The following is a 13,610-nucleotide window of genomic DNA, read 5'->3' on the forward strand; positions in this document are numbered from 1 at the left end:
ATGAGCGAAGGAGTCTCGATCAAGCGCCTGGTCAGTCGCCTGCTGATGCTGGCGGTGGTGATGTTCGCCTTCGGTTTTGCCCTGGTGCCGATCTATGACGTGATGTGCCGCGCGTTCGGCATCAACGGCAAGACTGGCGGCCAGTACGAAGGCTCCCAGGTGGTCGATCCGCAGCGTTCGGTGAAGGTGCAGTTCCTGTCCACCAACGCTATCGACATGGTCTGGGACTTCTATTCCACCGCCGACCAGATCGACGTCAACCCGGGGGCGGTGAACCAGATGATCTTCGTCGCCCATAACCCGACCGACAAACCCATGACCGCCCAGGCCATCCCCAGCATTTCCCCGGCCGAGGCGGCGGCGTACTTCCACAAGACCGAATGCTTCTGCTTCAGCCAGCAGGTGCTGCAGCCGGGTGAGCGCATCGAGATGCCGGTGCGCTTCATCGTCGACCGCGACCTGCCCAAGGATGTGAAACACCTGACGCTTGCCTACACGCTGTTCGATATCACCGCTCGCCAACCGCCGGTCGCCCATGTGGCCAGCACGAACCCGCAGAGCGCCCGATAAGGAGAACAATCATGGCCTCTCACGAGCACTACTACGTACCGGCGCAAAGCAAGTGGCCGATCATCGCCACCATCGGCATGTTCATCACGGTGTTCGGCCTCGGCACCTGGTTCAACGACATGAAGGCCGGCCACCCGGACTCCCATGGCCCGCTGATCTTCTTCGTCGGCGCGCTGTGCCTGGCCTACATGCTGTTCGGCTGGTTCGGCGCGGTGATCAAGGAAAGCCGCGCAGGCCTGTACAGCCCGCAGATGGACCGCTCGTTCCGCTGGGGTATGTCGTGGTTCATCTTTTCCGAGGTGATGTTCTTCATCGCCTTCTTCGGCGCGCTGTTCTACGTGCGGCACATGTCCGGGCCGTGGCTCGGCGGCGAAGGGGCCAAGGGTGTGGCGCACATGCTCTGGCCGAACTTTCAGTTCACCTGGCCGCTGTTGCATACCCCGGACCCGAAACTGTTCCCGCCGCCCAGGGAAGTCATCGATCCCTGGCACCTGCCGCTGACCAACACCATTTTGCTGGTCAGCTCCAGCGTGACCATCACCATCGCCCACCATGCCCTGCGCAAGGATCATCGCGGCCCGCTGAAATTCTGGCTGGCGCTGACCGTCGCCCTCGGCATCGCCTTCCTCATCCTCCAGGCCTACGAGTACCACGAGGCCTACACCAAGCTTGGCCTGACCCTGGGGTCGGGGATCTACGGCGCGACCTTCTTCATGCTCACCGGCTTCCACGGTGCCCACGTGACCATGGGCACCCTGATTCTCTTTGTGATGCTGATGCGGATCCTCAAAGGGCACTTCAACGCGGACAAGCACTTCGGCTTCGAGGCGGCCAGCTGGTACTGGCACTTCGTCGATGTGGTCTGGGTGGGGTTGTTTATCTTCGTCTACGTGCTGTGACGGGAGGGTTTACCAGGGCGCGTGTGACACCAGCTGGCCGCTGACGAAACCCCAGGTGATCAGGCCCAGGGTCACAGCGGCCAGGCACACGCGAATGGTCAGGGCCTTGAGCAGGCGGGTGGATTCCCCTTCGTCCTTGACCAGGAACACCAGGCCGCTGAACAGACTGGCGATGGTAGCCAGCAACATTACAACGATCGCGGCTTTGAGCATGACGACAACTCCGGGGGACGTGATGCATTCCAGTATAGCGACAGCCCCTGCGGGGGCCCGATGAGAGCCTTTCGCCCCGGTCTGGTGCCGACCCTGGTGGTGCTGGCACTGCTGCCGGTGCTGGTCGGCCTGGGTGTCTGGCAGCTTGGCCGTGCCGACCAGAAGCGCGCGCTGCTGGAGGTTTACGCCGAGCGCGAGATCGAGGCGCCGGTGCCGGCCGGGCAACTGCTGGATGAGGCGGATCCGGCCTATCGGCGCGTCCATCTGCGCGGTCATTTCGACGGCGAGCACAGCGTGCTGCTGGACAGCCGCATGCGTGACGGTCAGGCCGGTGTCGAACTGCTGCAACCCTTCTACGACGAGCCCAGCGGGCACTGGTGGCTGGTCAACCGTGGCTGGCTGCCGTGGACCGACCGTCGCGTGCCGGTGAGCTTCGACACCCCGCAGCAGACCCTCGACCTCAGCGCCTGGGTCTACATCGCCCCCGGCGCCAGCTTCCTGCTGCGCGCCGATGCGCCCGCGGGCGACTTCCCACGGCTGCTCAACAGCGCCGAGCCGGCGCATCTCTGGGAACAACTGGCCCGCGACGGCTACGCCCACGAGCTGCGCCTGGAGCCAGGCCCGGCTGCCTTTCGCGTGGACTGGCCGCTGGTCGCCCTCGGCCCGGAAAAACACCTGGGCTACGCCGTGCAGTGGTTCGCCCTGGCGACGGCCCTGATCGCGCTTTACCTGTACTTCGGATGGCATCGACACAATAAAAAGGAGAAAGACCATGGGAGTCGCCACGGGACCACTCGACATGTCTGACGGCAAGGCGCCAAGGAGTCGCGCCAAGGGACGCCTGCAACTGATCCTCATCCTGCTGGTGGTGATCGGGCCGATGATGCTCGCCACGGGCATGTACAAGCTGCAATTCTGGGTGCCGGACGGGCGCAGCTACCACGGCGAGATGATCGGTGATGGCAGGACGCTCGCCGACCTCGGCGTGCAGGCCCCGGAAGAGCGCTGGCAATTGCTGGTCAGTGCGCCGAAGGACTGCGCCGTGGACTGCCAGCAACTGGTGTACCTGGCGCGGCAGATCAATATCGGCCTGGGCCGCGATGCCAGCCGCGCTACCCACGCCCTGGCCAGTGTCGAGCCGGTCAGCGGCGCCTACCTCGGCAAGCTGGACAGCGAATACCCGCAACTGCAGCGCTACCCGCTGGACGCCACCCGCTATGGCGCCCTGGCGCCGAACCGCAGCGAGGCGCAGCTGTGGATCGTCGATCCCCACGGCAACCTGGTGCTGCGCTACGACGCGCGGGTCAAAGGCAAGGACGTGCTCAACGATCTGCGCCACCTGCTCAAGCTGTCCAATATCGGTTAGGAGCGCGCCATGACCCGACCTGGATATCGCCTCGCCGTGTTCGCCACCGGACTGGCGCTGCTGGTGGTGCTGCTCGGCGCCTATACCCGCCTGACCCACGCCGGCCTCGGCTGCCCGGACTGGCCCGGCTGCTACGGCTTCATCAGCGTGCCCAAGACCGAGGCGCAGCTGGCCCATGCCGAGCTGCACTTCCCCGACTCGCCGGTGGAAGCGCACAAGGGCCGCAACGAGATGGTCCACCGCTACTTCGCCGGCACCCTGGGCCTGGTGATCGCCATGCTGGCGGTGCAGGCGCTGCGCCGCCATGGCCGTGACGGCCAGCCCTATCGCCTGCCGTTGCTGGTGCTCGGCGTGGTGTTCATGCAGGCGGCGTTCGGCATGTGGACTGTGACCCTGCAGCTCTGGCCGCAGGTAGTGACGGCCCATCTGTTGGGTGGCTTTGCCACCTTGAGCCTGCTATTCCTGCTCAGCCTGCGTCTGTCTCGTGCCTATATGCCGCTACCGGGTCTGCCGCGTCGGATACGCCGGCTGGCAGCCGTAGCGCTGGTACTGGTTATCGGCCAGATCGCCCTGGGTGGCTGGGTCAGTGCCAACTATGCGGCGGTGGCCTGTATCGACCTGCCGACCTGTCATGGCGAGTGGTGGCCAAACGCGGACTTCGCCAACGGTTTCCACCTGACCCAGCACATTGGTCCGAACTACCTGGGCGGCCAGCTCGACAGCGAGGCCCGCACCGCGATCCATATCACCCATCGCCTCGGTGCGCTGATCGTCACCTGCGTGCTGCTGACCCTGGCCTGGCAACTGCACCGGGTGGGCCTGCGCCGCCTGGCCAAGCTGGTGGTGGCGGCGTTGCTGCTGCAGATCGGTCTCGGCATCAGCAACGTGCTGTTCCACCTGCCGCTGGCGGTGGCCGTGGCGCACAACGCCGGCGGCGCCGGGTTGCTGCTGACCATGGTCCTGGTCAACTACCGCACGCGCCTGGCCATGCAACCGCGGGCGCGGCGCGTCAGCATCGGCTGGCGCCTCACCCCGCTGCGCCTGGCGGGTGATGTTCACTATCTGGGAGACAATCCATGGCAGCGCTTCTGACTGAAAGCCAGGCCCGTGCCGGCTGGCGCGACTACCTGGAGCTGACCAAGCCCAAGGTGGTGGTGCTGATGCTGATCACCTCGCTGGTGGGCATGTTCCTCGCCACCCGCGCCGGGGTGCCGTGGACCGTGCTGCTGTTCGGCAACCTTGGCATCGGTCTGTGTGCTGGCGGGGCGGCGGCGGTGAACCACGTGGTGGACCGGCGCATCGACGCTCTTATGGCCCGTACCCACAAGCGCCCGCTGGCCGAAGGACGGGTCGCGCCGCTACCAGCCCTGCTGTTCGCCCTGCTGCTGGCGCTGGCCGGGATGGCGCTGCTGCTGGCCTTCACCAACCCGCTCACCGCCTGGCTGACCCTGGCCTCGTTGCTGGGCTACGCGGTGGTCTACACCGGCTTTCTCAAGCGCGCCACGCCGCAGAACATCGTGATCGGCGGCCTCGCCGGGGCGGCGCCACCGCTGCTCGGCTGGGTGGCGGTCAGCGGCCACCTGAGTGCCGAACCGCTGCTGCTGGTGCTGATCATCTTCGCCTGGACCCCGCCGCATTTCTGGGCCCTGGCCATCCACCGCAAGGCCGAGTACGCCAAGGCGGATATCCCCATGCTGCCGGTGACCCATGGCGAGCACTACACCAAGGTGCACATCCTGCTCTACACCTGTGTATTGCTTGCGGTGAGCCTGCTGCCGTTCGCCATCCATATGAGTGGGCCGCTCTACCTGGCCTGCGCCATGTTCCTGGGGCTGCGCTTCCTGCAGTGGGCCTGGGTGTTGTACCGTGGCGTTCGGCCGCACGCTGCGATCAAGACCTTCAAGTACTCTGTCTGGTACCTGTTCCTGCTCTTCATCGCGCTGCTCGTAGACCACTACTTACTGCTGAATCTATGACTCGAACCCAGAAAACCGTCTTTATCCTCGTCGCCCTGGTCGCATTGATTCTCGGGCTCACCATCAACAAGGTGCTGCACGGTCGCAGCCAGGGCAACCCGGCCGAACTGATCGATGCCGGCATCATCCTGCTGCCGCAGAGCCGCTCGGTGCCCGATCTGGAAATGACCGACGCGGATGGCCAGCCGGTCAAGGTCGACCAGTTGAAAGGCAAGTGGTCGCTAGTGTTCTTCGGCTACACCTTCTGCCCGGACATCTGCCCGACCACCCTGGCGCAGTTGCGCCAAGTGAAGAGTGAGTTGCCGAAAGAGGCGGTCGACCGGATGCAGGTGGTGCTGGTCAGCGTCGACCCGAACCGCGACACGCCGACTCAACTGAAACAGTACCTGGGCTATTTCGACAAGGATTTCCGCGGCCTGACCGGCTCGCTGGAGAACACCCAGAAACTGGCCAATGCCTTGAGCATTCCGTTCATTCCGGCGGATACCAGCAAGCCTGGGTACACCGTGGATCACAGCGGCAACCTGGCGATCATCGGGCCGGACGGGGCACAGCGGGGGTTCATTCGGGCGCCGTTCAACAACCAGAAGCTGGTGGCGCAATTGCCGGGGTTGGTGAAGCGGGATTGAGGCGGAGCTGAGGGAAGGGAAATACTGCCGGGCTGCACGGACCCTGTGGGAGCGGGTTCACCCGCGATTGCGATGGTGGCTTCACTACCGTAATCGCGGGTGAACCCGCTCCCACAGGTCCCTGCTAAATCAATGAGCTATCAGAACGCCGGAATCACCGCGCCCTTGTACTTCTCCTGGATGAACTGCTTCACCTCAGGCGAGTGCAGGGCACCGACCAGCTTCTTGATGGCATCGGCGTCCTTGTTGTTCGGACGAGCCACCAGGATGTTCACGTAAGGCGAGTCGGCACCTTCGATGACCAGGGCGTCTTTCTCAGGATTCAGCTTGGCTTCCAGCGCGTAGTTGGTGTTGATCAGCGCCAGGTCGACCTGGGTCAGCACGCGCGGCAGGGTGGCGGCTTCCAGTTCGCGGATCTTCAGGTTTTTCGGGTTCTCGGCGATGTCCTTCGGCGTCGACAGGATGTTCGCGGCGTCCTTCAGCTTGATCAGGCCGGCCTTCTGCAGCAGCAGCAGGGCACGACCGCCGTTGGTGGCGTCGTTCGGGATCACCACGTTGGCCCCCGACGGCAGTTCGTCCAGCTTCTTGAACTTGGTGGAGTAGGCGCCCAGCGGCTCGATGTGCACGCCGGCAACGCTTACCAGATTGGTGCCCTTGCCCTTGTTGAACTCATCCAGGTACGGCTGGTGCTGGAAGAAGTTGGCGTCCAGGCGGCCTTCCGCGACCTGTACGTTAGGCTGGATGTAGTCGGTGAAGACCTTGATCTTCAGGTCCACGCCTTCCTTGGCCAGGGTCGGCTTGACGAATTCGAGGATCTCGGCGTGCGGCACCGCAGTGGCGGCGACGCTCAGGGTTTCCGCAGCGTTGGCGGAAATGGCCGCGAAGGCGGCGACAGCAGCAAGCAGTTTTTTCATTCCATCACTCCTTGAGGGGGCCGGACCGGCCCCCGGTGTGTCGGTCACGCCGACCCTTCATTTACGGGAAAAGTGCACCACCAGTTTGTCGCCGACGCTCTGCAGAACTTGAACCAGTATCAGCAGCAGGACCACGGTGACGATCATCACGTCGGTCTGGAAACGCTGGTAGCCGAAGCGGATCGCCAGGTCGCCCAGGCCACCGGCGCCGACCACGCCGGCCATGGCGGTGTAAGACACCAGGGTGATGGCGGTGACGGTGATGGCGGCGAAGATGCCCGGCCGCGCTTCCGGCAGCAGGGCGTTCATGATGATCTGTCGGGTGCTGGCGCCCATCGACTGGGTAGCCTCGATGATGCCGCGGTCCACCTCGCGCAGCGCGGTCTCGACCAGGCGCGCGAAGAACGGCGTGGCGCCCACCACCAGCGGCGGGATGGCGCCTTCGACACCCAGGGAGGTGCCGGTGATCAGCACGGTGATCGGGATCATCACGATCAGCAGGATGATGAACGGCAGCGAACGCAGGATGTTCACCACCAGCGACAGCAGGGCGTAGATGCCCTTTTGCTCGAACATCTGCCGCGGACCGAACATGAACAGCAGCACGCCCAGCGGCAGGCCCAGCAGTACGGTGAAGAACAGCGAGCCGAACAGCATGATGAAGGTGTCGCCGGTGGCCAGCCAGATCTCGGACCAGTCGACGTTGGCGAAGAAATTCAGGGCGTCCATCAGCGCAGTACCTCCATATGAACGTCAGCCGCGGTGAAGCGGGCGAAGGCCGCTTCCATGTCGCCGCCGGTGACGGCCAGGGTCAGTTGCCCATAGGGGGTGTCCTTGATGCGGTCGATGCGACCGGCAAGGATGCTGTAGTCGACGCCTGTTTCGCGGGCCACGGTGCCCAGCAGCGGCGCGTAGGTGGCATCGCCCTGGAAGGTCAGGCGCACGATGCGGCCCGGTACGTGGGCGAAGTCGTCGCGCTGCTCGGCCTCGTCGACCTGCTCGTCTTCCTGGACGAAACGCTTGGTGGTCGGGTGTTGCGGGTGCAGGAACACGTCTGCCACCGGGCCCTGCTCGACGATGCGCCCGGCATCCATCACCGCGACCTTGTCGCAGACGCGGCGGATCACGTCCATTTCATGGGTGATGAGCACGATGGTCAGGTTCAGCTCGCGGTTGATCTCCGCCAGCAGTTGCAGGACCTGGCCGGTGGTCTGCGGGTCGAGGGCGCTGGTGGCCTCGTCGCACAGCAGGATCTTTGGCCGGGTCGATAGGGCCCGGGCGATGCCGACGCGTTGCTTCTGGCCGCCGGACAGCTGTGCCGGGTACTTCTTCGCATGCTCGGACAGGCCAACGCGTGCCAGCAACTCGGCGACCCGTACGTCGATTTCCTTGCGCGACAGCTCGCCGGCCAGGGTCAGCGGCAGGCCGACGTTGTCGGCGACGGTCTTCGAAGCGAGGAGGTTGAAGTGCTGGAAGATCATTCCGACCTGCTGGCGGAAACGGCGCAGGTGGCTGGCATCGAAGGCGGTGACGTCTTCGCCGTCGACGATGATCTTGCCGCCGCTTGGCGCCTCCAGGCGGTTGATCAGGCGCAGCAGGGTGCTCTTGCCGGCACCCGAGTGGCCGATCAGGCCGAACACCTGGCCGTTCTCGATGCTCAGGCTGGTGGGGTGCAGCGCGGGGATGTCCCTACCGCCTACGCGGTAGGTCTTGTGGACTTGTTGGAACTCGATCACGTAGCGAACCTTGTGGGGCGCATGGGAATGGGATCAGCGGTTAGCCGGTCGCGCATTTTAGCCTGTTCGCTTAGAGGTTCTTAGCATTTATTTCGTAATCGCCCAATGCTGCGGGCATAACGCGATCAGTGGTCAATCCGATGGAACGTCGGTCAAGGCGCCTCAGTCACTAGCAAAACAGCCCGTAACGGGCGAAACGCGATGACCTGATGAGGACCGTACGCCATGCCCAGCAAGAAAGACGCGCCCAAGGAAAGCCAGCTCGCCGGAACCCGGACCCCCGACCGGGCCAACACCAACGCCAAGCTGCAAAGCCTGGAGTCCGTGCGCAGCGATGCCACCGGCCAGGCCCTTCGTACCAACCAGGGCGTGAAGATCGCCGACAACCAGAACAGCCTCAAGGCTGGCAACCGCGGCCCGTCGCTGCTGGAAGACTTCATCATGCGCGAGAAGATCACGCATTTTGACCATGAGCGCATCCCGGAGCGCATCGTCCATGCCCGCGGTACCGGTGCCCATGGCTACTTCCAGTCCTACGGCAACCACGCCGAGCTGACCAAGGCCGGCTTCCTTCAGGACCCCGAGAAGATCACCCCGGTGTTCGTGCGCTTCTCGACCGTGCAGGGGCCGCGCGGCTCGGGCGATACGGTGCGCGACGTGCGTGGCTTTGCCGTGAAGTTCTTCACCGACGAGGGCAACTTCGATCTGGTGGGCAACAACATGCCGGTGTTCTTCATCCAGGATGCGATCAAGTTCCCCGACTTTGTCCACGCGGTGAAGCCCGAGCCGCACAACGAGATCCCCACCGGCGGTTCGGCGCATGACACCTTCTGGGATTTCGTCTCGCTGGTGCCGGAGTCGGCGCACATGGTGATCTGGGCCATGTCCGACCGGGCCATCCCGAAAAACCTGCGGACCATGGAAGGCTTCGGCGTGCACACCTTCCGCCTGATCAACGCTGAGGGCGTGGCCAGCTTCGTCAAGTTCCACTGGAAACCCAAGCAGGGCGTGCTGTCGCTGCTCTGGGACGAGGCGCAGAAGCTCGCCGGCAAGGACACCGACTACCACCGCCGCGATCTCTGGGACGCCATCGAGACCGGCAACTACCCGGAATGGGAGCTGGGCGTGCAGATCGTCCCTGAGGCGGACGAACACAAGTTCGATTTCGACCTGCTTGACCCGACCAAGATCATCCCCGAGGAACTGGTGCCGGTGACCCCGTTGGGCAAGATGGTGCTCAACCGCAACCCGGATAACTTCTTTGCCGAGGTCGAGCAGGTTGCCTTCTGCCCGGGGCATATCGTGCCGGGCATCGATTTCACCAACGACCCGCTGCTGCAGGGGCGGTTGTTCTCGTACACCGATACCCAGATCAGCCGCCTCGGCGGGCCGAATTTCCACGAAATCCCGATCAACCGCCCGCTGGCGCCGAACCACAACGGCCAGCGCGATGCCATGCACCGGGTCACCCTGGACAAGGGCCGGGCTGCCTACGAGCCCAACTCCATCGACAGTGGCTGGCCGAAGGAAACCCCGCCGGCAGCGCGTGATGGCGGCTTCGAGTCGTACCAGGAGCGTATCGACGCGCACAAGATCCGCGAGCGCAGCCCGTCGTTCGCCGATCACTTCTCCCAGGCGCGGCTGTTCTTCCACAGCATGAGTCCGAACGAGCAGCAGCATATCGTTAACGCCTACAGCTTCGAGCTGGGCAAGGTGGAGCGCGAGCATATCCGTGTCCGCGAAGTGAACGAGATCCTGGCCAATATCGACCTCGACCTGGCGGCCAAGGTGGCGTCCAACCTGGGCCTGCCGGCGCCGAAAGCGGGGACCGTGGACGTGCCGAAGCTATCGCTCAAGGCTTCACCGGCGCTGAGCCAGTTGAATCATCCCGGCGAAGGCGTGAAGGGCCGCAAGGTGGCACTGCTGGTGGCGGATGGTGTCGATGGCGCGCTGGCCGACAAGCTGACCAAGGCGCTGGAGGCCGAGAGCTTGCAGATCAAGGTGCTGGGCCCGACCTCGGCGCCGGTGAAGACTGCGGACGGGAAGACATTGGCGGTGGATGCCTCGATGGAAGGGCTGCCGTCGGTGGCGTTCGACGCGGTGTGGGTGGTGGGTGGCAAAGGGGTGGATGCGCTGAAGGCCGACGGGACGGCGGTGCATTTCATCCTTGAAGCCTACAAGCACCTCAAGCCGGTGGCCGGGGACAAGGAGGCCAAGGCCTGGTTCGACGAACTCAGGCTGAAGGCCGATACCGGCTTGCTGGCGGGGAGTGATGCGAAGACCTACAAGGCCTTCGTGAAGGCCATTGGCATGCATCGGGTATGGGCGCGAGAGGCCACCGTCAAGGCTATTCCAGCCTGATCTCAAGGCTTGCAGAGAACTTGTGGGAGCGGGCAACGCCCGCTCCCACAGGGATCGTGTTCAGCCGATCTTACTCGGTGCGACTTGGAGTGAGGACCACCTGCGCCGGCTGGGTGCGCTGGATTTCATGGCGCTGGTTCAGCTCGAAGGACGGGTCACGCTTGTCCACCCGCTTGGCCAGCAAGGTCGACAGCCATGGATAGTCCGCCTTGCGCGGCACCTGGAACAGCACCTCGCACTGGTAATTCACCACATCAGCGGCGATATCGTCGAGTTGGCGGCGCAATTTGCCGATATCACGAATCTCCAGGGCAATCACCGTGCTTGGCGCGGTCGGATCGATCACCTTGGCTTTTGGCTTGGCCTCGGCCGCCTTCAGCGCCGCTTCGGCGCGCTCCAGCTCGGCCTTGCGCGCCTGGGCGATCGCACCGTTGACTCCACCGGTCAGCGCCGGTGCCTTGGGCATCAGCGCGCGGGCGCGGCTCAGGGCGGTCGCCGCAGCGTTCACATCACCCTTCTGCAGGACGATCTGGCTGCGTTGCAGATAGGCCTCGGCCAGTTGCCGCTGGTACTGCTCAAGGCGGCTGTCGTCCGGCGATTGTGCCTGGAGCGTGGCCAACTGGTCCTCGGCGGTGGCCAGCTCGTTGCTGGCGATGTTCTGCTGCAATTGCTGCCAGGCATCCGGCTCGGCGGGCACGGCCGTGCTTTCCACCGGCTTGCTGGCGCAGGCGGACAGAATCAGGGAAAACGCGGCAAGGAGCAGATAACGGGAGGCGAACGGCTTCATTCCTACGACTCTCTATTTGCGCGAAAAACGAGCAAGTCTACACCCAGTCCGTGGGCGGGAACATCATTCCTTCCTGGATTCAGGATGCCGGACAGCACCGTGCGGGTGCTGCCCGAGAGCGATCAGCGCTTGGGCAGGGCCAGACTCAGCAAGAATAGCACCGCGGCACAGACCACGATCGACGGGCCGGCGGGGGTGTCCTTGAACCAGGACATGGCCAGGCCGCCACAGACCGCGACCACCCCGATGACGCTGGCACCCAGGGCCATCTGCTCCGGCGAGCGTGCGTGTCGCTGGGCGGCGGCGGCGGGAATGATCAGCAGCGAGGTGATCAGCAGCACGCCGACGATCTTCATCGCCACGGCGATCACCACCGCGATCAGCAGCATCAGCGCCAGGCGCAGGCCGGCCACTGGCAGGCCTTCGACCCGCGCCAGTTCCTCGTGCACCGTCACCGCCAGCAGCGGTCGCCACAGAGCGCCCATGAGCAGCAGCACCGCGGCGCTGCCGCCCAGGATCCAGGCGAGGTCCGTCGGGCTGATCGCCAGCAGGTCGCCGAACAGGTAGGCCATCAGGTCGATACGCACGTCGTGCATGAAGCTCAGTACCACCAGGCCCAGGGAGAGCGTGCTTGGCGCCAGGATTCCCAGCAGGGTGTCCGAGGCCAGTGGTTGGCGCTGTTGCAGGGTCACCAGGAGGATCGCCAGCAGCAAGCAGCCGACGGTCACCGCCAGCGCCGGACTGATGTCGAGCATGAAGCCCAAGGCCACGCCGAGCAGTGCGGCGTGGGACAGGGTGTCGCCGAAATAGGCCATCCGCCGCCAGACCACGAAGGAGCCGAGCGGACCGGCGACCAGCGCCAAAGCCAGGCCTGCGAGCAGGGCGTAGAGCAGGAAATCAGCCATGCTTGCAGTGTTCTCCGTGGACATGCGGGGCGACCACCGAGCCGTGCAGGTCGTGGCTGTGGTCGTGATGGTGGTGATAGATGGCCAGGCTCGGCGCATTGTTGCCGAACAGTTCGACGAAGGCCGGGTCGCCGCTGACCTGCTCCGGGTGTCCGGAGCAGCAGACATGACGGTTGAGGCAGACCACCTGGTCGGTGGTGCTCATCACCAGGTGCAGGTCGTGGGAGACCATCAGCACGCCGCAGCCGTGGCGGTCACGCAGGCGAGTGATCAGGCTGTACAGCTCGGCCTGACCGGCGACGTCGACGCCTTGCACCGGTTCGTCCAGTACCAGCAGCTCGGGCTCGCGCAGCAGGGCGCGGGCCAGCAGTACGCGCTGCATCTCACCGCCGGAGATGGTCTGGATAGGGCTGTCGATCACCTGCTCGGCGCCGACTTCTTCCAGCGCTGCCAACGCTGCAGCGCGGTCCACGCCGGGGACCAGGCGCAGGAAGCGCAGCACCGAAAGCGGTAGCGTCGCGTCCACCTGGAGTTTTTGCGGCATATAGCCGATGCGCAGCTTCGGCTTGCGCCAGACGCTGCCGCTGCCCGGCTTGAGCAGGCCGAGCACGGCGCGCACCAGGGTGGTCTTGCCGGCGCCGTTGGGGCCGATCAGGGTGACGATCTGGCCGGGTTCGACGGTCAGGTCGATGCTGTCGAGGATGGTCTGCCCGGAAATGGCGACGCCCACCTGCTGCAGGCGGATCAAGGCGTTGCTCATCACGCGCTCCGGCAGTTGCCGCAGAGCCCGACCACTTCGACGGTCTGCGTCTCGACGCTGAAACCGACGTCATTGGCGCTGGCGAGGATGGCGTTGCTGATCGCCGGCTGTTCCAGCTCGATGGCCACGTGGCAGTTGCGGCAGATCAGAAACTGGCCCTGGTGCGCATGCTCCGGGTGGCTGCAGCCGATGAAGGCGTTGAGCGAGGCGATGCGGTGCACAAGACTGTTTTCGAGGAGGAAATCCAGCGCCCGATAGACGGTGGGCGGCGCGGCGCGGCGGCCGTCCTGTTCGCTCAGCACGGCGAGGATGTCGTAGGCGCCCAGCGGCTTGTGGCTCTGCCAGACCAGCTCCAGCACGCGCCGGCGCAGGGCGGTCAGACGCAGTCCCTGGCGTGTGCACAGGGCGTCGGCTTCGGCCAGAGCGGTGTGGACGCAGTGGGAATGGTCGTGGGGACGATTGGCCAGGGGAGTATTCGGCATGGGCGGCGACGG

At 64.8% G+C, this 13,610-nt stretch carries 16 protein-coding genes; 8 read left to right on the top strand and 8 right to left on the bottom strand.

The window, feature by feature from the left end; genetic code table 11:
• Positions 1–570, top strand: a complete 570-nt coding sequence (locus tag AC5QPF_RS00625) for a cytochrome c oxidase assembly protein (protein WP_494961566.1) — start codon at positions 1–3, stop codon at positions 568–570.
• An 11-nt stretch (positions 571–581) separates the two neighbouring features.
• Positions 582–1,469 carry a cytochrome c oxidase subunit 3 gene (locus tag AC5QPF_RS00630; RefSeq protein WP_494961567.1) on the top strand — a complete coding sequence of 296 codons (888 nt, stop codon included), beginning with the start codon at positions 582–584 and terminating at the stop codon, positions 1,467–1,469.
• A 9-nt stretch (positions 1,470–1,478) separates the two neighbouring features.
• Here the strand turns inward: AC5QPF_RS00630 and AC5QPF_RS00635 are convergent, their stop codons facing one another.
• A complete protein-coding gene (locus AC5QPF_RS00635; RefSeq protein ID WP_494961568.1) occupies positions 1,479–1,682 on the bottom strand; it encodes a twin transmembrane helix small protein in 204 nt (67 codons plus the stop codon).
• A gap of 60 nt (positions 1,683–1,742) precedes the next feature.
• Between AC5QPF_RS00635 and AC5QPF_RS00640 the strand changes: the two genes are divergently transcribed.
• Genes AC5QPF_RS00640 through AC5QPF_RS00660 form a run of 5 tightly spaced genes read left to right on the top strand, consistent with a single transcriptional unit; the run spans position 1,743 to position 5,653 of the window.
• Positions 1,743–2,489: an SURF1 family cytochrome oxidase biogenesis protein gene (locus AC5QPF_RS00640; protein ID WP_494961569.1), complete on the top strand. Its 747-nt coding sequence runs from the start codon at positions 1,743–1,745 to the stop codon at positions 2,487–2,489.
• Positions 2,455–3,048: a PA_0111/PP_0108 family redox-active disulfide protein gene (locus AC5QPF_RS00645; RefSeq protein ID WP_494961570.1), complete on the top strand. Its 594-nt coding sequence runs from the start codon at positions 2,455–2,457 to the stop codon at positions 3,046–3,048. Before AC5QPF_RS00640 ends, AC5QPF_RS00645 begins: the two co-directional genes overlap by 35 nt.
• Positions 3,049–3,057: 9 nt before the next feature.
• Positions 3,058–4,140, top strand: coding sequence for a COX15/CtaA family protein (locus tag AC5QPF_RS00650; RefSeq protein WP_494961571.1), 1,083 nt, complete (start codon positions 3,058–3,060; stop codon positions 4,138–4,140).
• Positions 4,125–5,024, top strand: coding sequence for a heme o synthase (cyoE, locus tag AC5QPF_RS00655; RefSeq protein WP_494961572.1), 900 nt, complete (start codon positions 4,125–4,127; stop codon positions 5,022–5,024). Before AC5QPF_RS00650 ends, cyoE begins: the two co-directional genes overlap by 16 nt.
• A complete protein-coding gene (locus AC5QPF_RS00660; protein WP_494961573.1) occupies positions 5,021–5,653 on the top strand; it encodes an SCO family protein in 633 nt (210 codons plus the stop codon). Before cyoE ends, AC5QPF_RS00660 begins: the two co-directional genes overlap by 4 nt.
• Before the next feature lie 140 nt (positions 5,654–5,793).
• Here AC5QPF_RS00660 and AC5QPF_RS00665 read toward each other — a convergent pair whose 3' ends face one another.
• Genes AC5QPF_RS00665 through AC5QPF_RS00675 form a run of 3 tightly spaced genes read right to left on the bottom strand, consistent with a single transcriptional unit; the run spans position 5,794 to position 8,303 of the window.
• Positions 5,794–6,567 carry a MetQ/NlpA family ABC transporter substrate-binding protein gene (locus AC5QPF_RS00665; RefSeq protein ID WP_494961574.1) on the bottom strand — a complete coding sequence of 258 codons (774 nt, stop codon included), beginning with the start codon at positions 6,565–6,567 and terminating at the stop codon, positions 5,794–5,796.
• A gap of 57 nt (positions 6,568–6,624) precedes the next feature.
• The gene (locus AC5QPF_RS00670; protein WP_494961575.1) at positions 6,625–7,296 is read right to left on the bottom strand and encodes a methionine ABC transporter permease MetI; all 672 of its coding nucleotides are present in this window, start codon (positions 7,294–7,296) and stop codon (positions 6,625–6,627) included.
• Positions 7,296–8,303: an ATP-binding cassette domain-containing protein gene (locus tag AC5QPF_RS00675; RefSeq protein WP_494961576.1), complete on the bottom strand. Its 1,008-nt coding sequence runs from the start codon at positions 8,301–8,303 to the stop codon at positions 7,296–7,298. Before AC5QPF_RS00675 ends, AC5QPF_RS00670 begins: the two co-directional genes overlap by 1 nt.
• A gap of 225 nt (positions 8,304–8,528) precedes the next feature.
• Here AC5QPF_RS00675 and katE point away from each other — a divergent pair, with 225 nt between their 5' ends.
• Positions 8,529–10,664 carry a catalase HPII gene (gene katE / locus AC5QPF_RS00680; RefSeq protein ID WP_494961577.1) on the top strand — a complete coding sequence of 712 codons (2,136 nt, stop codon included), beginning with the start codon at positions 8,529–8,531 and terminating at the stop codon, positions 10,662–10,664.
• Between the two features lie 70 nt (positions 10,665–10,734).
• Here katE and AC5QPF_RS00685 read toward each other — a convergent pair whose 3' ends face one another.
• From AC5QPF_RS00685 to zur, 4 genes are all read right to left on the bottom strand, one after another.
• Positions 10,735–11,451 carry a PA5502 family lipoprotein gene (locus AC5QPF_RS00685; RefSeq protein ID WP_494961578.1) on the bottom strand — a complete coding sequence of 239 codons (717 nt, stop codon included), beginning with the start codon at positions 11,449–11,451 and terminating at the stop codon, positions 10,735–10,737.
• A gap of 122 nt (positions 11,452–11,573) precedes the next feature.
• Positions 11,574–12,356, bottom strand: coding sequence for a zinc ABC transporter permease subunit ZnuB (gene znuB, locus AC5QPF_RS00690; RefSeq protein ID WP_494961579.1), 783 nt, complete (start codon positions 12,354–12,356; stop codon positions 11,574–11,576).
• Complete coding sequence (gene znuC / locus AC5QPF_RS00695) at positions 12,349–13,116, bottom strand: zinc ABC transporter ATP-binding protein ZnuC (protein WP_458979846.1); 768 nt, start codon at positions 13,114–13,116, stop codon at positions 12,349–12,351. The genes znuB and znuC overlap by 8 nt, the downstream gene beginning before the upstream one ends.
• Positions 13,116–13,598, bottom strand: a complete 483-nt coding sequence (gene zur / locus AC5QPF_RS00700) for a zinc uptake transcriptional repressor Zur (protein WP_494961580.1) — start codon at positions 13,596–13,598, stop codon at positions 13,116–13,118. Before zur ends, znuC begins: the two co-directional genes overlap by 1 nt.
• Between the last annotated feature and the right edge of the window lie 12 nt (positions 13,599–13,610).

It is taken from the genome of Pseudomonas sp. Con_6 (genome assembly GCF_059379395.1).

What these genes read in the sequence shown, in the direction of transcription:
- AC5QPF_RS00625 (WP_494961566.1), top strand. Translation starts at nt 1, where the DNA reads ATGAGCGAAGGAGTCTCGATCAAGCGCCTGGTCAGTCGCCTGCTGATG.
- AC5QPF_RS00630 (WP_494961567.1), top strand. Translation starts at nt 582, where the DNA reads ATGGCCTCTCACGAGCACTACTACGTACCGGCGCAAAGCAAGTGGCCG.
- AC5QPF_RS00635 (WP_494961568.1), bottom strand. Translation starts at nt 1,682, where the DNA reads ATGCTCAAAGCCGCGATCGTTGTAATGTTGCTGGCTACCATCGCCAGT.
- AC5QPF_RS00640 (WP_494961569.1), top strand. Translation starts at nt 1,743, where the DNA reads ATGAGAGCCTTTCGCCCCGGTCTGGTGCCGACCCTGGTGGTGCTGGCA.
- AC5QPF_RS00645 (WP_494961570.1), top strand. Translation starts at nt 2,455, where the DNA reads ATGGGAGTCGCCACGGGACCACTCGACATGTCTGACGGCAAGGCGCCA.
- AC5QPF_RS00650 (WP_494961571.1), top strand. Translation starts at nt 3,058, where the DNA reads ATGACCCGACCTGGATATCGCCTCGCCGTGTTCGCCACCGGACTGGCG.
- cyoE (WP_494961572.1), top strand. Translation starts at nt 4,125, where the DNA reads ATGGCAGCGCTTCTGACTGAAAGCCAGGCCCGTGCCGGCTGGCGCGAC.
- AC5QPF_RS00660 (WP_494961573.1), top strand. Translation starts at nt 5,021, where the DNA reads ATGACTCGAACCCAGAAAACCGTCTTTATCCTCGTCGCCCTGGTCGCA.
- AC5QPF_RS00665 (WP_494961574.1), bottom strand. Translation starts at nt 6,567, where the DNA reads ATGAAAAAACTGCTTGCTGCTGTCGCCGCCTTCGCGGCCATTTCCGCC.
- AC5QPF_RS00670 (WP_494961575.1), bottom strand. Translation starts at nt 7,296, where the DNA reads ATGGACGCCCTGAATTTCTTCGCCAACGTCGACTGGTCCGAGATCTGG.
- katE (WP_494961577.1), top strand. Translation starts at nt 8,529, where the DNA reads ATGCCCAGCAAGAAAGACGCGCCCAAGGAAAGCCAGCTCGCCGGAACC.
- AC5QPF_RS00685 (WP_494961578.1), bottom strand. Translation starts at nt 11,451, where the DNA reads ATGAAGCCGTTCGCCTCCCGTTATCTGCTCCTTGCCGCGTTTTCCCTG.
- znuB (WP_494961579.1), bottom strand. Translation starts at nt 12,356, where the DNA reads ATGGCTGATTTCCTGCTCTACGCCCTGCTCGCAGGCCTGGCTTTGGCG.
- znuC (WP_458979846.1), bottom strand. Translation starts at nt 13,116, where the DNA reads ATGAGCAACGCCTTGATCCGCCTGCAGCAGGTGGGCGTCGCCATTTCC.
- zur (WP_494961580.1), bottom strand. Translation starts at nt 13,598, where the DNA reads ATGCCGAATACTCCCCTGGCCAATCGTCCCCACGACCATTCCCACTGC.